Annotated in this window: 35 protein-coding genes; all 35 read right to left on the bottom strand. The window is 41.1% G+C overall.

What is annotated here, in order from left to right:
• Positions 1-44: 44 nt before the first annotated feature.
• Positions 45-737, bottom strand: a complete 693-nt coding sequence (locus SMSK597_RS04045; protein ID WP_000241555.1) for a histidine phosphatase family protein — start codon at positions 735-737, stop codon at positions 45-47.
• A gap of 244 nt (positions 738-981) precedes the next feature.
• Complete coding sequence (locus SMSK597_RS04040) at positions 982-2,319, bottom strand: PFL family protein (protein ID WP_000354888.1); 1,338 nt, start codon at positions 2,317-2,319, stop codon at positions 982-984.
• A gap of 9 nt (positions 2,320-2,328) precedes the next feature.
• Entirely contained in the window at positions 2,329-2,595 is a 267-nt protein-coding gene (locus tag SMSK597_RS04035; RefSeq protein ID WP_000644125.1) for an ACT domain-containing protein, read from the bottom strand.
• 264 nt (positions 2,596-2,859) lie between these two features.
• Positions 2,860-3,246, bottom strand: a complete 387-nt coding sequence (gene rplQ, locus SMSK597_RS04030; RefSeq protein ID WP_000331493.1) for a 50S ribosomal protein L17 — start codon at positions 3,244-3,246, stop codon at positions 2,860-2,862.
• A gap of 11 nt (positions 3,247-3,257) precedes the next feature.
• Complete coding sequence (locus SMSK597_RS04025; RefSeq protein ID WP_000568988.1) at positions 3,258-4,193, bottom strand: DNA-directed RNA polymerase subunit alpha; 936 nt, start codon at positions 4,191-4,193, stop codon at positions 3,258-3,260.
• A gap of 42 nt (positions 4,194-4,235) precedes the next feature.
• Complete coding sequence (gene rpsK, locus SMSK597_RS04020; protein WP_001118385.1) at positions 4,236-4,619, bottom strand: 30S ribosomal protein S11; 384 nt, start codon at positions 4,617-4,619, stop codon at positions 4,236-4,238.
• A 17-nt stretch (positions 4,620-4,636) separates the two neighbouring features.
• Positions 4,637-5,002: a 30S ribosomal protein S13 gene (gene rpsM / locus SMSK597_RS04015; protein WP_000090781.1), complete on the bottom strand. Its 366-nt coding sequence runs from the start codon at positions 5,000-5,002 to the stop codon at positions 4,637-4,639.
• A gap of 17 nt (positions 5,003-5,019) precedes the next feature.
• Entirely contained in the window at positions 5,020-5,136 is a 117-nt protein-coding gene (rpmJ, locus tag SMSK597_RS04010; protein ID WP_001808836.1) for a 50S ribosomal protein L36, read from the bottom strand.
• Positions 5,137-5,160: 24 nt separating this feature from the next.
• Entirely contained in the window at positions 5,161-5,379 is a 219-nt protein-coding gene (gene infA, locus SMSK597_RS04005) for a translation initiation factor IF-1 (RefSeq protein ID WP_001029883.1), read from the bottom strand.
• Between the two features lie 116 nt (positions 5,380-5,495).
• Positions 5,496-6,134, bottom strand: a complete 639-nt coding sequence (locus SMSK597_RS04000; RefSeq protein WP_001050436.1) for an adenylate kinase — start codon at positions 6,132-6,134, stop codon at positions 5,496-5,498.
• A 265-nt stretch (positions 6,135-6,399) separates the two neighbouring features.
• On the bottom strand, positions 6,400-7,710 hold the full coding sequence (secY, locus tag SMSK597_RS03995; RefSeq protein WP_000465403.1) for a preprotein translocase subunit SecY: 1,311 nt from the start codon (positions 7,708-7,710) through the stop codon (positions 6,400-6,402).
• A gap of 12 nt (positions 7,711-7,722) precedes the next feature.
• Entirely contained in the window at positions 7,723-8,163 is a 441-nt protein-coding gene (gene rplO, locus SMSK597_RS03990; RefSeq protein WP_000766088.1) for a 50S ribosomal protein L15, read from the bottom strand.
• Between the two features lie 144 nt (positions 8,164-8,307).
• Positions 8,308-8,490, bottom strand: coding sequence for a 50S ribosomal protein L30 (gene rpmD / locus SMSK597_RS03985; protein WP_000057241.1), 183 nt, complete (start codon positions 8,488-8,490; stop codon positions 8,308-8,310).
• Positions 8,491-8,503: 13 nt separating this feature from the next.
• Positions 8,504-8,998: a 30S ribosomal protein S5 gene (rpsE, locus tag SMSK597_RS03980; protein ID WP_000874202.1), complete on the bottom strand. Its 495-nt coding sequence runs from the start codon at positions 8,996-8,998 to the stop codon at positions 8,504-8,506.
• Positions 8,999-9,015: 17 nt separating this feature from the next.
• Positions 9,016-9,372: a 50S ribosomal protein L18 gene (gene rplR / locus SMSK597_RS03975; protein WP_000624044.1), complete on the bottom strand. Its 357-nt coding sequence runs from the start codon at positions 9,370-9,372 to the stop codon at positions 9,016-9,018.
• Between the two features lie 83 nt (positions 9,373-9,455).
• Positions 9,456-9,992: a 50S ribosomal protein L6 gene (gene rplF / locus SMSK597_RS03970; RefSeq protein WP_000086635.1), complete on the bottom strand. Its 537-nt coding sequence runs from the start codon at positions 9,990-9,992 to the stop codon at positions 9,456-9,458.
• 187 nt (positions 9,993-10,179) lie between these two features.
• Complete coding sequence (rpsH, locus tag SMSK597_RS03965; RefSeq protein WP_000245504.1) at positions 10,180-10,578, bottom strand: 30S ribosomal protein S8; 399 nt, start codon at positions 10,576-10,578, stop codon at positions 10,180-10,182.
• A 284-nt stretch (positions 10,579-10,862) separates the two neighbouring features.
• On the bottom strand, positions 10,863-11,048 hold the full coding sequence (locus tag SMSK597_RS03960; protein WP_001085697.1) for a type Z 30S ribosomal protein S14: 186 nt from the start codon (positions 11,046-11,048) through the stop codon (positions 10,863-10,865).
• A 17-nt stretch (positions 11,049-11,065) separates the two neighbouring features.
• Positions 11,066-11,608, bottom strand: coding sequence for a 50S ribosomal protein L5 (gene rplE / locus SMSK597_RS03955; protein WP_000013542.1), 543 nt, complete (start codon positions 11,606-11,608; stop codon positions 11,066-11,068).
• Between the two features lie 23 nt (positions 11,609-11,631).
• The gene (gene rplX / locus SMSK597_RS03950) at positions 11,632-11,937 is read right to left on the bottom strand and encodes a 50S ribosomal protein L24 (protein ID WP_000497691.1); all 306 of its coding nucleotides are present in this window, start codon (positions 11,935-11,937) and stop codon (positions 11,632-11,634) included.
• A gap of 78 nt (positions 11,938-12,015) precedes the next feature.
• Positions 12,016-12,384: a 50S ribosomal protein L14 gene (gene rplN, locus SMSK597_RS03945; protein WP_000616545.1), complete on the bottom strand. Its 369-nt coding sequence runs from the start codon at positions 12,382-12,384 to the stop codon at positions 12,016-12,018.
• A gap of 25 nt (positions 12,385-12,409) precedes the next feature.
• Entirely contained in the window at positions 12,410-12,670 is a 261-nt protein-coding gene (gene rpsQ, locus SMSK597_RS03940; protein ID WP_000440801.1) for a 30S ribosomal protein S17, read from the bottom strand.
• Between the two features lie 24 nt (positions 12,671-12,694).
• Positions 12,695-12,901 carry a 50S ribosomal protein L29 gene (gene rpmC, locus SMSK597_RS03935; protein WP_000772918.1) on the bottom strand — a complete coding sequence of 69 codons (207 nt, stop codon included), beginning with the start codon at positions 12,899-12,901 and terminating at the stop codon, positions 12,695-12,697.
• 9 nt (positions 12,902-12,910) lie between these two features.
• Complete coding sequence (gene rplP, locus SMSK597_RS03930; protein ID WP_000960946.1) at positions 12,911-13,324, bottom strand: 50S ribosomal protein L16; 414 nt, start codon at positions 13,322-13,324, stop codon at positions 12,911-12,913.
• Between the two features lie 3 nt (positions 13,325-13,327).
• A complete protein-coding gene (gene rpsC / locus SMSK597_RS03925) occupies positions 13,328-13,981 on the bottom strand; it encodes a 30S ribosomal protein S3 (protein WP_000529936.1) in 654 nt (217 codons plus the stop codon).
• 12 nt (positions 13,982-13,993) lie between these two features.
• Positions 13,994-14,338, bottom strand: coding sequence for a 50S ribosomal protein L22 (gene rplV / locus SMSK597_RS03920; RefSeq protein WP_000818137.1), 345 nt, complete (start codon positions 14,336-14,338; stop codon positions 13,994-13,996).
• A gap of 11 nt (positions 14,339-14,349) precedes the next feature.
• Complete coding sequence (gene rpsS / locus SMSK597_RS03915) at positions 14,350-14,631, bottom strand: 30S ribosomal protein S19 (RefSeq protein ID WP_000533766.1); 282 nt, start codon at positions 14,629-14,631, stop codon at positions 14,350-14,352.
• Positions 14,632-14,734: 103 nt separating this feature from the next.
• A complete protein-coding gene (gene rplB / locus SMSK597_RS03910; RefSeq protein ID WP_000512911.1) occupies positions 14,735-15,568 on the bottom strand; it encodes a 50S ribosomal protein L2 in 834 nt (277 codons plus the stop codon).
• A gap of 17 nt (positions 15,569-15,585) precedes the next feature.
• The gene (locus tag SMSK597_RS03905) at positions 15,586-15,882 is read right to left on the bottom strand and encodes a 50S ribosomal protein L23 (RefSeq protein WP_001055347.1); all 297 of its coding nucleotides are present in this window, start codon (positions 15,880-15,882) and stop codon (positions 15,586-15,588) included.
• Positions 15,882-16,505, bottom strand: coding sequence for a 50S ribosomal protein L4 (rplD, locus tag SMSK597_RS03900; protein ID WP_000024539.1), 624 nt, complete (start codon positions 16,503-16,505; stop codon positions 15,882-15,884). The genes SMSK597_RS03905 and rplD overlap by 1 nt, the downstream gene beginning before the upstream one ends.
• A 24-nt stretch (positions 16,506-16,529) precedes the next feature.
• Positions 16,530-17,156, bottom strand: a complete 627-nt coding sequence (rplC, locus tag SMSK597_RS03895; protein ID WP_000160197.1) for a 50S ribosomal protein L3 — start codon at positions 17,154-17,156, stop codon at positions 16,530-16,532.
• 216 nt (positions 17,157-17,372) lie between these two features.
• Positions 17,373-17,681, bottom strand: coding sequence for a 30S ribosomal protein S10 (gene rpsJ, locus SMSK597_RS03890; RefSeq protein ID WP_001284513.1), 309 nt, complete (start codon positions 17,679-17,681; stop codon positions 17,373-17,375).
• A 243-nt stretch (positions 17,682-17,924) separates the two neighbouring features.
• A complete protein-coding gene (locus SMSK597_RS03885; RefSeq protein WP_000739164.1) occupies positions 17,925-18,551 on the bottom strand; it encodes a uridine kinase family protein in 627 nt (208 codons plus the stop codon).
• Positions 18,548-19,138, bottom strand: coding sequence for an anaerobic ribonucleoside-triphosphate reductase activating protein (gene nrdG, locus SMSK597_RS03880; RefSeq protein WP_001064208.1), 591 nt, complete (start codon positions 19,136-19,138; stop codon positions 18,548-18,550). The genes SMSK597_RS03885 and nrdG overlap by 4 nt, the downstream gene beginning before the upstream one ends.
• Complete coding sequence (locus SMSK597_RS03875; protein ID WP_000423399.1) at positions 19,131-19,637, bottom strand: GNAT family N-acetyltransferase; 507 nt, start codon at positions 19,635-19,637, stop codon at positions 19,131-19,133. Before SMSK597_RS03875 ends, nrdG begins: the two co-directional genes overlap by 8 nt.
• Between the last annotated feature and the right edge of the window lie 92 nt (positions 19,638-19,729).

The raw sequence follows: 19,729 nt of genomic DNA, 5'->3' as shown, positions 1-19,729 counted from the left end.
AGCAAGACGACGTTGACGCGGTTTAAAGAGATTTTCGAAGAGTATTAAATAGAGACTTCCTCCATCTTCTCACGTCCTAGTTCTCGGTAACTACGATCGCCGACAACCTCAACGCTAAACTGACCGTCCTCATATTCAAGGATCGTCACGCTACCATTATCTAGACCATGCGGATGCATGCCATTAATCAGATACACAATGGTTCCAATGGTCATTCCGTGGCTCACGACTAGGGTATTGCCCCCACCTTGCGTTTCCATTTCTTTGGCAATCGCTTCAAAACCTTCCTTGATTCGGCCACTGAGTTTTTCCCATCCTTCAGCCCAACCAGCTGTATCGACCTCTACCAAACCCTCAGCCAGTTCAGCATAAGACAATTGGTGAACGTGGTCCACATTAAAGATACGAGGAATAATGCCCATGAAAAGATCGCCATCGTAGGCCCCGTCAAAGCTACCAAAACACCATTCTCTGATACGCTTGTCCATGCGATAAGGGATTTTCCCCTGCAAGCCAAGTTCATCAAGGATGATTCCCATTGTCTGAATTGTGCGACCAGAATCACTCGAATAAGCGCGATCAAACTGTAGACCAGATTCTCGCAAACCGATTCCTAATTCTTGAATCCCTCGTTCACCTTCAGTTGTTAAAGGAGTATCGCTCCAACCTTGCGCGCGACCAATCGTGTTAAACATAGTCTTGCCATGACGTACCAAATACAATCGTACTTTTACCATTTTCCGTCCTCCGTTTGCTTCTATTATATCATGGATGATAAAACAAAAGCCACCCAGACAGGCGACTTTTGCAGGAGATTATTATGAAAAAGTTTAGGAGTTCTATTAAATAAAGATATTAGATGAAAATCAAATTCAAACTAAATCAGTGTTATCTGTTTCAAATAATATTAGGAGGTCTTTATTTAATGATTATAGTATACACATCCAACCTTAAATAGAACTTAAAATTTCTCCTATTTTTTTAATTTTTAAAACTATGAATTGGTGCTGGAATTTGTCCACCGCGAGAGATGAAATCGACAGACGAAGCCCCATTAACCTTCATAACTGGTGCAGTTCCTAATAGGCCACCAAATTCAATCATATCGCCTTCTTTTCCTTTTGGAATGATACGAACAGCTGTTGTTTTCATGTTAATGACACCAATTGCAGCTTCATCTGCAATCATAGCCGCAATGGTTTCAGCAGGTGTATCCTCCGGAATGGCAATCATATCTAAACCAACGGAACAGATAGCCGTCATGGCCTCTAGTTTTTCTAAATTAAGAGAGCCATTTTGCACTGCAGCAATCATCCCCTCATCCTCTGAAACAGGGATAAAGGCACCAGACAAACCACCAACTTGGTTGCAGGCCATCACTCCGCCCTTCTTAACTTGGTCATTCAAGAGAGCCAAGGCAGCCGTCGTTCCATGCGTACCAACTGTCTCTAGCCCCATTTCTTCAAGGACACGTGCCACAGAGTCCCCAACTGCAGGAGTTGGCGCCAAACTCAAGTCCACAATACCAAACTCCACACCCAGTCTCTCACTGGCCATTTGACCAACCAATTGACCGATACGAGTGATTTTAAAAGCAGTTTTCTTAACTGTTTCGGCTACTACATCAAAGCTCTGTCCACGAACTTTTTCCAAGGCACGTTTCACCACACCAGGACCGGAAACTCCGACATTGATGATAACATCTGCCTCCCCAACACCATGGAAGGCACCCGCCATAAATGGATTGTCCTCAACAGCATTAGCGAATACAACCAACTTGGCTGCTCCCATATCAGATAGAGTAGCCGTTTCCTTGATAACACGTCCCATATCTGCGACAGCCGTCATATTGATACCAGACTTGGTTGAGCCGATATTGACTGACGAGCAGACCTTGTCCGTTTCAGCCAAAGCACGAGGAATAGAATTGATGAGAATCTCATCTCCCTTTTGGTACCCCTTTTGTACCAAGGCAGAGAAACCACCAATAAAATCCACACCGATTTCTTTCGCAGCCTTATCAAGCGCTTTTGCCAGAACAACGTAGTCCGTCTCATCTGTCGCTGCCCCTATCAGAGAAATAGGAGTCACCGATACACGCTTATTAACGATAGGAATCCCCAACTCAGCTGCAATTTCATCGCCAATAGCCACTAAATTAGCCGCCTTGGTCCTAATCTTTTGATAAATTTTCTCCGCAGCACGATTGATATCTGGATCAATACAGTCCAAAAGGGAAATCCCCATGGTAATAGTTCTGATATCGAAGTTTTGCTCCTCAATCATGGCGATGGTTTCAGTAACTTGTCTAATATCCATGTGCACCTCCTAGATATTATACATAGCTTCGAAAATCGCTGCACTCTGAATATTGATTTTCACATTCAAAGTTTGTCCAAAGCTTTCAAATTCATTACGAAGATAGGTAAAATCTTGCTTTTCATCGCTAGAGACGACAGCCATCATCGTGAAATATTCATCCAAGACAGTTTGAGAGATATCATCAATATTCAAACCCAATTCTGCTATTTTACCAGAAACACCTGCAACAATTCCAGATTTATCTTTACCAACAACAGTTATAATCGCTTTCATAAGCAAACTCCAATTCTTCTTTTAATAGGAAACCTGAACATTAAACAGGATTCTTTTCAAATAGTATAGCATAATTCTAACTAAAATACTCAAAAACGCCTGCTTACGAAGTTGTTCTTAAGCAAAAAACAATTTCGTAAACAAGCGTCTACTATCCCAACTTATGATGAGTGTTCCCGCTAGGACCGAAATCCTAGCGGTAGACCAGAGCTAGACTAAGAGCACAAGACTCCATCATCATAACACTCAACAAAATTGATGATTTTATACTAATTCGATGATTGCCATTGGCGCTGCATCACCACGACGTGGTTCAGTTTTAAGGATACGAGTGTATCCACCGTTACGTTCAGCATAACGAGGTGCAATTTCTGAGAACAATTTTTGAAGTGCTGTAGTAGAAGTGTACTTATCAGTTGCTTCATCATAGTTTTCAGATGCGATTTCATTACGTACGAAAGCAGCTGCTTGACGACGTGCATGCAAATCACCACGTTTACCTAGAGTAATCATTTTTTCAACAGTTTTACGGATTTCTTTAGCACGAGCTTCAGTTGTCACGATTGATTCGTTGATCAAAAGGTCAGTTGTCAAATCGCGAAGCATTGCTTTACGTTGTGAGCTAGTGCGTCCTAGTTTACGGTAAGCCATGTATTCCTCCTTTATTTATCTTTTAATCCAAGACCCAAATCAATGAGTTTGAGTTTCACTTCTTCCAAACTCTTGCGTCCAAGATTTCGTACTTTCATCATCTCTGCTTCAGATTTTTCTGTCAAATCATGCACAGTATTGATACCGGCACGTTTCAAACAGTTGTATGAACGCACAGACAAGTCCAGTTCCTCAATCGTACGATCCAAAATACGGTCGTCAGATTCAGTATCAGCTTCTTTCATCACTTCAGTTGACTTAGCAATCTCAGTAAGATTTGTAAACAAATCAAGATGTTCTGTCAAAATACGTGCTGAAAGCCCTAAAGCATCTTCTGGAATAATTGTTCCATTTGTCAAGATTTCAAGGGTTAATTTGTCAAATCCATCATTGCTACCTACACGAGCAGGTTCCACTTGATAGTTGACTTTTGTAACTGGTGTATAAATAGAATCTACAGCAAGTGTTCCAACTGGTGCATTATCCTTTTTATTTTCATCAGCAGGTACATATCCACGACCACTGTTAACAGTCATAGTCGCTTTTAGAGAAGAACCTTCACCGATTGTAAAGAGATAATGATCTGGATTTACAATTTCAATATCGCTATCTGTCAAAATGTCACCAGCTGTTACTTCAGCAGGACCTTCAACATCTAGTTCGATGATTTTTTCGTCTTCAACGTACGATTTCACTGCAATTCCTTTAATGTTCAGAATGATTTGCATCACGTCTTCACGAACACCTGGAACTGTGTCAAACTCATGTAACACACCATCAATATTGATAGATGTCACAGCTGCTCCTGGTAGAGAAGCTAGAAGTACACGACGAAGAGAGTTACCAAGAGTTGTACCGTAGCCACGTTCAAGTGGTTCGATTACAAACTTGCCATAATCTTTATTTTCATCAATTTTTGTTATATTTGGTTTTTCAAACTCGATCATTTAGTTACTCCCTCTTAAACGAAAAGCAGTGTAATGCGATGATTATACACGGCGACGTTTTGGAGGACGAGCACCATTGTGTGGCACTGGAGTCACATCACGAATTGCTGTTACTTCAAGACCAGCGGCAGCAAGCGCACGAATAGCTGACTCACGACCAGAACCTGGACCTTTTACAGTAACTTCAACTGATTTAAGACCGTGTTCTTGTGCAGATTTAGCAGCAGCTTCAGAAGCCATTTGAGCAGCGAATGGTGTAGATTTACGAGAACCTTTGAAACCAAGAGCACCAGCTGATGACCAAGCAATTGCATTACCATGCACATCAGTAATCATAACAATAGTGTTATTAAATGTAGCGTGAATATGAGCAATACCAGATTCGATATTCTTTTTCACACGACGTTTACGTGTTGGTTTAGCCAAGACTTTTACCTCCTATATTATTTTTTCTTACCAGCAATCGCAACAGCTTTACCTTTACGAGTGCGAGCGTTGTTTTTAGTGTTTTGTCCACGGACAGGAAGTCCACGACGGTGACGGATACCACGGTATGAACCGATTTCCATCAAACGTTTGATGTTCAAGTTTACTTCACGACGAAGGTCACCTTCAACTTTGATTGCATCCACTTCACGACGGATAGCATCTTCTTGATCTGATGTAAGATCACGTACACGAACATCTTCTGAGATTCCAGCAGCAGCCAAAATTTTCTTAGATGTTGCAAGTCCGATACCATAAACATAAGTCAATGAGATTACTACGCGTTTGTCATTTGGAATGTCAACTCCAGCAATACGAGCCATGTTTTCTCCTTTCTATCTTATCCTTGACGTTGTTTGTGTTTTGGATTTGCTGGGCAAATTACCATAACACGACCATTACGACGAATAACTTTACAGTATTCGCAAATTGGTTTGACCGATGGTCTTACTTTCATTTCTTATCCCTCCAAGTTTTTCGATTATTTAAAGCGGTAAGTGATACGTCCACGTGTCAAGTCATATGGACTCATTTCGACAGTAACACGATCTCCCGCTAAAATACGAATATAGTTTTTACGAATTTTACCAGAAACTGTTGCTAAAATCTGATGTCCATTTTCAAGTTCAACCGTAAACATTGCATTCGGCATTGTATCAACTACTTTGCCTTCAACTTCAATCACATCGTCTTTTGCCACGCAAAAGCACCTCCATAAATTTCGATTCGATGCCTCTAGATACAGAGACAACAATTATAAGTCAGACTATCTTAGTATAACATTTGTAGCGGATTTTTGCAAGTGTGAAAAACGCTTTATTTCAAATTTGTCAATACTTTTTCGATATCTGAGAAGACATCATTGATATCTTGATTACCTTCGATGTCATGAACCAAACCTTTGGCACGGTAGTGAGCAATGATTGGTTCTCCTTGAGCAATATTCACATCCAAACGACGTTTCACTGTCTCAGGCTTATCATCTTCACGTTGGTAGTAATCTTCTTCCTTATAGTCAACTGGTGGGTTAAAGACCTTGTGGAAAGTTTCTCCAGTTACGCGGTGGATAATACGACCACTCAAACGTTCCAAGAGGCTATCTGGATTCACTTCAATGTTGATGACACCTTCTAGTTCAATGCCAAGTTCAGCCAATGTTTTGTCCAAGGCATGAGCTTGTTCGATTGTACGTGGGTAACCATCCAACAAGAATCCTGTTTCTTTAATATCATCTTGTGAAAGACGTTCTTTTACGATTCCATTTGTAACTTCGTCAGGAACCAATTCACCCTTGTCAATGTATGACTTAGCAAGAACACCCATTTCAGTTTGATTTGCCATAGCAGCGCGGAACATATCACCCGTTGAGATATGTGCAACATGGAATTGTTCTACGATTTTTGCTGCTTGAGTTCCCTTACCTGCACCAGGTAAGCCCATAATCAAAAGATTCATGATTTGATCTCCTTATTTTATTTTTAAATAGAAGCAAAAAGTCTTTTCACCCCTATTTAAAAACAAAATAGAAGAGGGGAGACCAAACTCTCACAAATGTCAGAGTTTAACCCTCCACTCCCTCAGTATTTACTGATTCATACTCAATGAAAATCAAAGAGCAAACTAGGAAGCTAGCCGCAGGTTGCTCAAAGCACTGCTTTGAGGTTGCAGATAAAGCTGACGTGGTTTGAATTTGATTTTCGAAGAGTATCAGTAAATACTTTTATTCTGTTCTATCCATGAAACCAACATACTTACGTTTCAATAGGTAACCTTCCAATTGTTTGATACCTTCAATACCTGTAGAGATAATGATCAAAAGACTAGTTCCTCCAAAAGCAACTGCTTCTGAAAGTCCGAAAACATCTTTTGCTACGATCGGTAAAATAGAAATCACACCAAGGAAGAGAGAACCAACAGTTGCAAGACGACGAAGAAGTTTAGACATATATTCTTCTGTACCTTTACCAGGACGAACTCCATGGATATAAGCACCGCTCTTTTGTAAGTTTTCTGCCGCTTTTTCAGGATTAATCTGTACAAACGTATAGAAGAATGTAAAGAGAATAATCAACAAAGCATACATAGCAATACCAGTTGGTGAAGTTGTTGCCAGCATTTCTTGTGCTGTTCTTACCCAAGCCCAATCATGACCTGTAGCGCTCAAAAACTGAAGAATAGCCGCTGGCGCTGCAGTAATCGAACTTGCAAAGATAACAGGGATAACTCCAGCGGGGTTTACCTTCAAAGGAAGGTAAGAGCTAGATGGAGCACCTTGTGCAACCTTAGTATATTGGATTGGAATTTTGTATTCTGCTTGTTGAACATAAGTTGTAAAATAAATGATCAACAATACAGTAATAATCAAAATAATTACGAAAATGATAGATGAGTTGATACGGCTACTTGGGACGTTCACAAAGTAGTCCACATAGATGCCCTGAATCATCTCTGGAATTGATGCAACAATCCCAGCAAAGATAATCATAGAAACACCATTTCCGTATCCCTTATCTGTAATTTGCTCTCCCAACCAAGTCACAATCATGCTACCAGCTGTTAAGATGATACCAATCATGATAAAGACTTGTGGAGTAAGAGCTGTTTTCAACAATTGAGCTCCAGCCAAAGTATTAAAACCAGCTGTAATCCCGATAGATTGCACAAAAGCTAGAACAAGAGCAATATAACGAGTAGCTTGATTTAATTTTCTTCGACCTACTTCCCCTTGTTTACCCCACTCTACAAACTTGGGTAAAATATCCATTTGCAAGAGTTGGACAACGATAGAGGCTGTAATGTAGGGACTAACACCAAGAGCAAAAACTGAGAAGTTTTTCATGGCATTCCCTGAGACCAAGCTCAACATGTTTAAGAAGGATAATCCACTTAAAGCATTCAAGCTATTGGCATTCACACCGGGAACTGTAATGCTAGTTCCGATACGAAAGACTAAAACGATAAAAATTGTGAATAAAATTTTTGATCGAACTTGCTTGACTTTAAGAGCTTCTCTTAATAATTTAAAAAACATAGGTCACCTCTCTTAGATGACTTCTACTGAACCACCTTTAGCAGTGATAGCTTCTTCAGCTGATTTAGAGAATTTAGCTGCTTTCACAGTCAATTTCTTAGTCAACTCACCGTTACCAAGAACTTTAATACCTGATTTTTCAGCTTTAACAATTCCTGCTTCGATAAGAACAACTGGAGTAACTTCAGCACCATCTTCAAAGACGTTCAATTGGTCAAGGTTCACAATTGCGTATTCTTTAGCGTTGATGTTAGTGAATCCACGTTTTGGAAGACGACGGAACAATGGAGTTTGTCCACCTTCAAAACCAAGGCGAACTCCGCCACCGCTACGAGCTTTTTGACCTTTTTGACCACGACCAGATGTTTTACCGTTACCTGATGAAGTACCACGACCAACGCGGTTACGTACTTTACGAGAACCTTCTGCAGGTTTCAATTCATGAAGTTTCATTTTTATTTTCTCCTCTTTTGTAAAATGCTAGCGCCGATAAGGGAGAAAAGGTTGTCTCCCCCATCAACTCGCCTATACGACGCCATCATAGATGACTATATCTAGTTTTAGGGGATGGTATACTGCACATCCCCTAAAAATTCATTAGTTTACTTCTTCAACTGTTACCAAGTGAGATACTGCTGTGATCATACCACGGATAGCAGCGTTATCTTCTTTAATAACAGAGCTGTTCAATTTGCCAAGTCCAAGTGCTACAACAGTTTTACGTTGTGATGGAATGCGTCCGATTGGAGACTTAGTCAAAGTAATTTTAATTTGAGCCATTTTATCCCCTTTCTTATGCCAAATCAGAAACTGAAATACCACGAAGGGCAGCAACTTCTTCAGCGCGTTTCAATTGTTTCAAACCTTCAACAGTTGCACGAACAATGTTGATTGGAGTGTTAGAACCAAGTGATTTAGATGTAATATCTGCCACACCTGCCAATTCCACAACGGCACGAACTGCACCACCAGCGGCAACTCCAGAACCTTCTACAGCAGGTTTCAACAATACTTTAGCTCCACCGAATTCTGAAAGAACTTCGTGTGGGATTGTTGTTCCAACCATAGGAACTTCGATCAAGTTTTTCTTAGCATCATCTACTGCTTTACGGATTGCTTCTGGAACTTCTTGAGCTTTACCAGTACCAAATCCTACGCGACCGTTGTGGTCACCAACAACAACAAGAGCTGCGAAACGAAGACGACGTCCACCTTTAACAACTTTTGTAACACGGTTGACAGCAACTACGCGTTCTTCTAATTCAACTGCATTGTCTTTAAATGCCATTTTCTAGTGTCCTCCTATTAGAATTTCAATCCGTTTTCACGAGCTGCATCAGCCAAAGCTTTCACACGTCCGTGATATAGATATCCACCGCGGTCGAACACCACTTCTGAAATACCTTTAGCGTTTGCACGTTCTGCAACGAGTTTACCGACAGCAACGGCTTGTTCAGTTTTAGTTCCTTTTGAAACTTCTTTGTCAAGAGTTGAAGCACTTGCGAGCGTTACACCCGCTACGTCATCAATCACTTGAGCGTAGATGCCTGTATTAGAACGGAATACGTTCAAACGTGGGCGATCAGCAGTTCCAGAGAGTTTTCCGCGAACGCGACGGTGGCGTTTTTGGCGGAGTTTGTTTTTATCTGGTTTTGAAATCACAGTTTTCACCTCTTTAGTTTTAAATCGTGTGCTATGCACAAAGTTGGAAAATAGATTGGTGGTTGAAAATCAACCACTCAACATTATTTACCTGTTTTACCTTCTTTACGGCGAACGAATTCACCAACGTAACGGATACCTTTACCTTTATATGGTTCTGGTGAACGAAGGCTACGTACATAAGCAGCTGTTTGACCAACTACTTCTTTTGAAATTCCGCTAACAACGATTGTTGTTGGGTTTGGAAGTTCAAAAGTAATTCCTTCTGGAGCTTCAACTTCGTCTGGATGAGATTTACCAACAGCCAAAACAAGTTTAGATCCTTGAAGCTGTGCACGGTAACCAACCCCACGCATTTCAAGTTCTTTCTTGAATCCTTCTGATACACCAACAACCATGTTGTTCAAAAGGGCACGAGTAGTTCCGTGGATAGTTTTCATTTCTTTTGAATCGTTTGGACGGTGAAGAGTTACTTCGGTACCTTCCACACGGATTTCAATATCTTTTGAGAACTCACGAGTAAGTTCTCCTTTAGGTCCTTTTACAGTTACAAGGTTGTCATTGTTAGTGAGTTCAACACCAGCAGGCAACACGATAACTTTATTACCAATACGTGACATGTTTATTTTCTCCTGTTAAATTGTCAGGCCAGAACGGCCAGTTTTCACGGGGTTAAATCGATTTCTCGATTTAAAGGAACATTTAGGTTTCAATTTCAAAGTGAATCTAGGCATCGTCTCGCAGGCATAACTTTGGGTTAGACAAGAGACGATAACGAAGAGTCACAAAGAAATTGGGAGCTAAATATTACCAAACGTAAGCGATAACTTCTCCACCAACATTCTTTTGGCGTGCTTCTTTATCAGTAAGCAAACCTTCAGAAGTTGAAAGGATAGCAATTCCAAGTCCGTTAAGAACTTTTGGAAGGTCTTCACGTTTTTTGTAGACACGAAGTCCTGGTTTAGAAACACGTTTCAAGTTAGTGATAACTTTTTCACCGTTTGGTCCGTATTTAAGGAATACACGGATGATGCCTTGTTTGTCATCTTCGATGATTTCAACGTTTTTTACAAAACCTTCGCGTTTAAGGATTTCAGCAATCCCTTTTTTGATGTTTGATGCAGGTACTTCAAGTACCTCGTGTTTAGCTTGGTTAGCATTACGAATACGAGTTAAGAAGTCTGCGATTGGGTCAGTCATAACCATTTTGTTTTTCTCCTCTTACTAGTAGTTTGCAAGTTGCACTTGCTAGTTAATACATGATACAAAGAGCGTAACAGCAAGAGCAAAAATAGGCAATTTGATGCAGGAGCAATGCTCCAAAGAAAATTGGTCTTTTTTGCCAAAGCTGTAACTCGTGTTCAAATTGGCAAGCCCAACTGAACCCGGGCTAAACTCTGTGTGAAAAAGATAAACTTTCCTAGAAACTTTAGTTTCTTCGTCAAGTTTCCTATTTTCACTTAGAGTTTTGACGCCCTTGATATCTTAAATTACCAAGATGCTTTTGTTACACCAGGGATTTGTCCTTTGTAAGCTAATTCACGGAAGCAAACACGGCAAAGTTTAAATTTGCGGTAAACTGAATGTGGACGACCACATTTTTCACAACGAGTATAAGCTTGAGTAGAGAACTTCGCTGGACGTTTGTTCTTAGCAATCATTGATTTTTTAGCCATTAGATTTACCTCCTATATTATTTTGCAAAAGGCATTCCAAGGCCTGTAAGCAATGCACGTGACTCTTCGTCAGTGTTAGCAGTTGTTACGATAACGATGTCAAGACCACGAGTTTTGTCAACGTCATCGAAGTTGATTTCTGGGAAGATCAATTGTTCTTTCACACCAAGTGTGTAGTTTCCGCGTCCATCAAATGATTTTGTTGGAACACCGTGGAAGTCACGTACACGTGGAAGTGAAACTGATACCAATTTATCCAAGAATTCGTACATACGTTCACCACGAAGGGTAACTTTTGCACCGATCGCAACACCTTCACGAAGACGGAAGCCGGCGATTGATTTTTTAGCTTTAGTGATAAGTGGTTTTTGACCTGAGATAAGTGCCAATTCTTCAGCAGCTTTTTCAAGGCTTTTAGCGTTTGATACAGCTTCACCAACACCCATGTTCAAAACGATCTTATCTACTTTAGGCACAGCCATCACTGATGAGTAGTTGAATTGTTCTGTCAAAGCAGGAACTACTTCATTAAGATATTTTTCTTTTAAACGATTTGCCATTATACTTCTCCTTTCCTTCGTGATTAATCAAGCACTTCGCCTGATTTTTTGTTGTAGCGAACTTTTTTACCGTCTACAAATTTGTAACCAACACGACCAGCTACACCATTTTTGTCCAAAACTTGAACGTTTGATACGTGGATAGCTGCTTCTTTCTCGATGATACCACCTTGAGGAAGCTCGTTAGTTGGACGTTGGTGTTTCTTAACGATGTTAACACCTTCAACGATAACTTTGTTTACTTTTGGAAGGGCAGTAAGGACAACAGCTTCTGTTCCCTTATCTTTACCAGCGATTACGCGAACTTTGTCGCCTTTTTTTACAAACATTAGGTTTCTCCTTGATTTTTCTTACGCCCATAAGGGCACCCTGGAGGTAAATCCAGGGGACTAGTTTGTTTCTAAAAATTAAAGTACTTCTGGAGCAAGTGACACGATCTTCATGAAGCCACCTTCACGCAATTCACGTGCAACTGGACCAAAGATACGTGTTCCGCGAGGAGTTTTGTCTTCACGGATGATAACTGCTGCGTTTTCGTCAAATTTGATGTATGAACCATCAGCACGACGAGCACCTGATTTAGTACGAACGATAACTGCTTTAACAACGTCACCTTTTTTAACCGCACCACCAGGAGTAGCTTGTTTTACAGATGCCACGATAACATCACCGATGTTTGCAAATTTACGTCCTGAACCACCAAGAACTTTGATAGTCAAGATTTCGCGAGCACCGCTGTTGTCTGCGACTTTCAAACGAGTTTCTGTTTGAATCATTTCAGTTTTCTCCTTTCAGGTTTGATTAGATGATGACCGCTTCTTCAACAACTTCTACAAGACGGAAACGTTTTGTAGCTGAAAGCGGACGAGTTTCCATGATACGTACGATATCGCCTTCTTTGGCAACATTGTTTTCATCATGAGCTTTGTATTTTTTAGAGTAGTTAATACGTTTACCATAGACTGGGTGGTTACGTTTTGTTTCAACTACAACTGTGATTGTCTTGTCCATTTTGTCAGATACAACACGTCCAACAAGAACTTTACGATTATTGCGTTCCATTGAAATTTCTCCTTCCCTAGTCTATTATTTCGCTTCAGATTGAACTGTTTTGATACGAGCGATTTGTTTTTTAACTTCTTTCAAGCGAGCTGTTTGTTCCAATTGACCAGTAGCAGCTTGGAAACGAAGTTCAAACAATTCTTTTTTCAATTCGTTTTCGCGCTTCGCGAGTTCTTCTTGAGAAAGACCACGAAGTTCTTTAACAAATTCTTTTACTTCATTAAGTTTCATGCCTTCTCCTTATTCTGCTTCACGTTTTACGAATTTACATTTAACTGGCAATTTGTGGCTAGCAAGACGAAGCGCTTCGCGAGCGATCTCTTCAGATACACCAGCGATTTCGAACATCACTTTACCACGTTTAACTGGTGCTACCCAACCTTCAGGTGCCCCTTTACCAGATCCCATACGCACACCGATAGCTTTAGCAGTGTATGATTTGTGTGGGAAGATTTTAATCCAAACTTTACCACCACGTTTCATGTAACGAGTCATGGCGATACGAGCAGCTTCGATTTGGCGGTTAGTGATCCAGTGGCTAGTTGTAGCTTGAAGACCGTATTCACCGAATGCTACTTCTTTTCCACCTTTTGCTTCACCGCGCATTTTTCCACGGAATTCACGACGGTGTTTAACACGTTTAGGTACTAACATTGGTTATTTACCTCCTTTAGTGTTTTTGCGAGCTGGAAGAACTTCACCACGGTAGATCCATACTTTAACACCAAGTTTACCGTATGTAGTATCTGCTTCTTCCCAAGCGTAATCGATATCTGCACGAAGTGTGTGAAGTGGAACAGTTCCTTCAGAGTATCCTTCAGCACGGGCGATATCTGCACCGTTCAAACGACCTGATACTTGAGTTTTGATTCCTTTAGCTCCAGCACGCATTGCACGTTGGATTGCTTGTTTTTGTGCACGACGGAAAGCAACACGTTGCTCCAATTGACGAGCAATACCTTCACCTACAAGGTGAGCATCCAAATCAGGTTGTTTGATTTCGATGATGTTGATGTGTACTTGTTTTCCAGTCAATTTGTTAAGTTTTGCACGGAGTGCATCAACGTTTGCACCACCTTTACCGATAACCATACCTGGTTTAGCAGTGTGAAGTGACACGTTAACTTTGTTTACTGCACGTTCGATTTCGATAGTTGAAACTGCTGCGTCAGCAAGTTCTTTTTGAACGAATTTACGGATTGCAAGATCTTCATGAAGGTAATCCGCGTATTCTTTTTCAGCATACCATTTGGCATCCCAATCACGGATGATGCCGACACGCATACCAATTGGATGTACTTTTTGACCCACGATTTTACCTCCTTATTTTTCTGCAACAGCTACAGTGATGTGAGCTGTACGTTTGTTGATTGGTGAAGCTGAACCTTTCGCACGTGGACGGAAACGTTTCATAGTTGGTCCTTCGTTTGCGAATGCTTCAGATACTACCAAGTTAGCTTTATCCAAACCAAAGTTGTTTTCAGCGTTAGCTACAGCTGAGTTCAAAACTTTCAAGATGATTTCAGCAGCTTTGTTTGGAGTGAATGTCAAGATTGCGATTGCATCGGCTACGCTTTTACCACGGATGTTATCAAGAACAAGACGTGATTTACGAGGTGAAACACGTACTGTACGAGCCATTGCTTTAGCTGAAGTAATTTCTGCCATTTATGTTCTCCTTATTTTCTACGTGTTTTCTTGTCGTCTGCAGCGTGACCTTTGTAAGTACGAGTTGGTGCAAATTCACCAAGTTTGTGACCTACCATGTCTTCTTGGATGTAAACAGGTACGTGTTTACGTCCGTCATAAACTGCAATAGTGTAACCAATGAAACTTGGGAAGATCGTTGAACGACGTGACCAAGTTTTAATAACTTTTTTCTTTTCGTCGTTAGCTTGAGCTTCAACTTTTTTCATCAAATGCTCATCGACGAAAGGTCCTTTTTTAAGACTGCGTCCCATTTTTATATTTTCTCCTTTAAATGTTGTACCACAGCGGCTTGCGCTCACATGGAGCGCTACCGAGCTGGCGGATTTACTAGTTGCTTAAGCGACTAGTTTAATATTATTTCTCGTTGCGACGACGAACGATAAGTTTGTCAGATTTCGCTTTCTTGTTACGAGTTTTAAGACCAAGAGCAGGTTTGCCCCATGGAGTAGATGGTGCTTTACGACCAACTGGTGCTTTACCTTCACCACCACCGTGTGGGTGATCGTTAGGGTTCATTACAGAACCACGAACTGTTGGGCGGATACCTTTCCAACGGCTACGTCCTGCTTTACCAAGGTTTACAAGTCCATGTTGTTCGTTTCCGACAACACCAACTGTAGCACGGCAAGTTCCAAGAATCATACGAACTTCACCTGATTGAAGACGAACAAGAACGTATTTACCTTCAGAACCCAATACTTGAGCAGATGCTCCAGCAGCACGTACCAATTCACCACCACGACCTGGTTTCAACTCGATGTTGTGGATCAAAGTACCAACTGGGATGTTAGCAAGTGGAAGAGCATTCCCGACTTTGATATCTGCTTCTGGACCTGAAACGATACGTTGACCTACTTCAAGACCTTTTGGAGCGATGATGTATGCTTTCACACCGTCAGTGTAGTGTACAAGAGCGATGTTTGCAGAACGGTTTGGATCGTACTCGATTGTTTTAACAACTGCTTCAACGTTGTCTTTGTTACGTTTGAAGTCAACCAAACGGTAGAAACGTTTGTGTCCACCACCTTGGTGACGAACTGTGATACGACCGTTGTTGTTACGACCAGCCTTGCTCTTCAATGCAACAAGCAATGATTTTTCAGGAGTGCTTGTTGTGATTTCAGCGAAATCCAAAGAAGTCATATTACGGCGACCGTTTGTTGTTGGTTTATAAACACGAATTCCCACGATATTTCCTCCTTAGATTATTCAGCTTCAGCAGCAAACAACTCGATTGCTTTAGAATCAGCTGTAAGTGTGATGATAGCTTTTTTAGTTTTGTTAGTAAAACCAGTGTAACGTCCAACACGTTTAGCTTTTGGTTTTACGTTGATTGTGTTAACATTAGCAACTTTAACACCTTCGAAAGCAGCTTCAACAGCTTGCTTGATCAAAAGTTTGTGTGCACGAGTGTCAACTTCAAATACATATTTTCCTGCTTCAAGTTGAGCCATTGAGCTTTCAGTGATGACAGGTTTTTTGATAACATCATACAAATTCATTATGCAAGAACCTCCTCGATTTTAGAGATAGCTGCTTGAGTAACAAGAAGTTTGTCACTATTTGCGATGTCAAGAACACTTGCAGTTGTAGCAGTTGCAACTTTCACGTTTGGAAGGTTACGAGCTGAAAGAGCTGCGAATTCATTTCCTTCTTCAAGGATAACAAGAACTTTAGAATCGATGCTCAATGCTGCAAGAACTTTTGCAAATTCAGCAGTTTTTGGAGCTGTAAATTCAAGAGAATCAACGGCTACAAATTTGTTTTCAGCAACTTTTTCAGAGTAAACTGATTTAAGAGCTAGGCGACGAACTTTTTGTGGAAGTTTGTAGCCGTATGAACGTGGAGTTGGTCCGAAGACAACACCACCACCACGCCATTGTGGTGAGCGGATAGAACCTTGACGAGCACGTCCAGTTCCTTTTTGACGCCATGGTTTGCGTCCACCACCTGATACTGCAGAGCGGTTTTTAACAGCGTGTGTTCCTTGGCGAAGGCTTGCGCGTTGGCTGATGATCACATCAAACACAACTGATTCATTTGGTTCAATACCAAATACTGCATCGTTAAGAACAACTTGGCCAGCTTCTTTACCAGTTTGGTCAAATAATGTTACGTTTGCCATTGTGACTGATTTCCCCTTTCTTTATTATTTACCAGCTTTAACTGCTGATTTGATAGTGATAAGAGATTTCTTAGCACCTGGTACGTTACCTTTAATAAGGATAACGTTCTTTTCTGGAACAACTTGTACAACTTCAAGGTTTTGAATTGTTACGCGGTCGCCACCCATACGTCCTGCAAGGTTTTTACCTTTGAATACGCGGTTAGGTGCAACAGGTCCCATAGAACCTGGACGACGGTGGTAACGAGAACCGTGAGCCATTGGTCCACGTGATTGTCCGTGGCGTTTGATAACACCTTGGAAACCTTTACCTTTAGAAGTACCAGTTACGTCAACAACGTCTCCAGCTGCGAATGTTTCAACTGTGATTTCAGCACCAACTTCCAAGCCTTCAACGTTTTTGAATTCACGAATGAAGCGCTTAGGAGCCGTGTTAGCTTTCGCTACATGTCCTTTAGCAGGTTTGTTGCTCAATACTTCGCGTTTGTCATCGAAACCAACTTGGATAGCGTTGTATCCGTCTGTTTCAACAGTTTTAACTTGAAGAACAACGTTTGGAGTTGCTTCAATAACTGTTACAGGGATCAATTCGCCAGCTTCAGTGAAGATTTGAGTCATTCCCACTTTTTTCCCTAAGATTCCTTTTGTCATGAGAAAATAGTTCCTTTTCTATATTTTTTATTCAAAAAGTTTTTAACGAGCGTTTTTTATGCTCAAGTCTAAGATACAAAGGGCGTCAAACTCAAAGTGAAAATAGGAAACTGACGCAGTGTCTAGCAGACACTAGGAAGTTTATCTTTTTCACACCGAGTTTAGCCCGTGTTCAATTAAATTGAAACACCAGCCTCTGCTCTTTTATATTTTAGATTAAAGTTTGATTTCTACGTTTACACCACTTGGAAGATCCAATTTCATCAAAGCATCAACTGTTTTTTGAGTTGGGTTAACGATATCGATCAAACGTTTGTGTGTACGCATTTCAAATTGTTCGCGAGAGTCTTTGTATTTGTGAGTCGCACGAATGATTGTGTAGAGGCTACGTTCAGTTGGAAGTGGGATTGGACCCGCAACTTGTGCACCTGTACGAGTAGCTGATTCTACGATTTTTGCAGCCGCTGTATCAAGCGTACGGTGTTCGTAAGCTTTCAAACGGATACGGATTTTTTTGTTTGCCATCTTTTTCTCCTTTTCGTCTATTTAAGATAATAGGCTAGCTCCACAAGAAAACCGACGCGGTGTTGCGTGGCAATGCAACCGAGCGTGTCGCAACCTCTTGCATCAAAGCTAAAGCTGTAATTTACAGCACCATAATAGAATAACACAAAGCCCCTGCGATTGCAAGGGATTTGTTAGGTTTTTTTCGTTTTTTTACGATGAAACTGTTTTCCTATTTTTCTTTTTAAAATTAGGGATTTTCTTCTATATAAGTTGAGTTCTCTTGACCTCAAATTTACCTTCTGATTGGTCCACTAAGACATCCGCCTTAGACTCAGTTTCTTTATAGTATTGCAGATACTGCTCCCGTCTCATCTGATGACTAGCCAATATAAAGGATGTATCGCGATTTCTCATAGTCGTATCTCTAGCAAGGCGTCGCTTTAATTCGGTCTCCTCATCCGTGTAGAAACAGATGGTTTTGTCAAAGAGTTCTTTGGGTAAAAAGCCTACCGACATCCCTTCGACAATCAGAATTGGTTTTTCTCCTGACAAGACCTCACTAGCCTTCCAAGGCTCTTCAATTGTCAAGACATCCATACCCGCCTGCAAGGCTAAGATATCTCTCCGCAAACTTGCCAATTCATGCGCCACTGGAAGACAAGCTGTCACCTTTTGATCTGGTGCTTGCTTTGGTACTACCAGATGACGTTCTGAAGTGATATAAGGATCTGTTTCTAGCAAATTCACTGTAGTAGAATCTAAAGATTGGTACAATTTCTGTGCAAAGGTTGATTTACCCGAAGCCCCATGACCGTATATTCCCAGTGTCTTGACTTTTCCAGCTTCTATCTCTGAAACCAGTCCTTCCATTAAGTCATTTTTCTTCACTCTCTCTTCACCTGCTCATAGCTTTCTTTTCCGTCATTAAGCTTATCCCAAATCACTACTTGCCCACTTTTGAGAGATTTTTGCACATCGATGATGCGTTGATTGGACGAACCTCGAAACTGGAGCATGAGATTCCTCTTAGTTCGATCGTATCGTCCATCGACAAGAATATCAATCAATGATAAGAGTTCCAGTTTATCTGGAGTTTCCAACATCATTTCTTCCCATGTATAGCCGGTCCAAGACCAGATGTCCTTGTCTGGCAATTCCTTTCGGATGCGTTTAACAAGAGGCAAGAGAATGCCCGTATTGAGAAAGGGCTCCCCTCCCAACAAGGTCAAGCCTTGAACATAAGGTTGAGCAAGGTCTGCCATGATCTGTTCTTCTAATTCTGCTGTATAGGGAATGCCAGCATTGAAAGACCAAGTCGCAACATTATAACACCCCTCGCAGTGAAACATGCAACCTGCTACATAGAGGGAGTTCCGCACGCCTTCGCCGTCCACAAAGTTAAAGGCCTTGTAGTCAATGATACGCCCTTGACTGAGTTCCTCGCTTTTCCATTCTTGTGGTTTTGGATTATTCATTCGCCACCTCTATCCAATAACGCTCGACTTCATTACGAACATCCTCAAGGAGCCCACCATTTGCTAAAATGACTGCTCTACTAGCAGAATTATTCACACTACAGGTCACCAGAGCTTTCTTGATACTCTTTTCCTTAGCAACTTGCAAGCCCTGACGGAGAGTCTCTTTTGCATAACCTTTGCCTCTTTCTGATGGACGGATGGAGTAGCCAATGTGGCCAGCATAATTCAGTAACCCCTCGTTCAGTCTCAATCGCAGATTCAAAAATCCTAGAGTACGACCTACATCATCAAATGATACAAATTGAATAGAAGGAACACGATTTTCAGGCAAGTTTATTCCCAGCTCTTTTTGCATATTTGTTTCCAACCACTCTTCATACACAAAGTTCTCTGTATCCCAAAATCCTCCATCATGGGCTGATTGGCTCTTTTCAAACTCTGCCATCATCTCTAAAACTGTTTCTTTATCTGCTAATCTTGGTCTGCGTAGTTCCATCCTTACCTCCCACTATGAGAAAAGCGAGAGCTGACTCTCATACTCTTCGAAAATCAAATTCAAACCACGTCAGCGTCGCCTTACCGTAGTAC

It is taken from the genome of Streptococcus mitis SK597, assembly GCF_000148545.1.
GTDB lineage: Bacteria > Bacillota > Bacilli > Lactobacillales > Streptococcaceae > Streptococcus > Streptococcus mitis_C.
The sequence above is the reverse complement of the archived record's forward strand: the minus strand, read 5'-3'. Positions and strand labels throughout refer to the sequence as shown.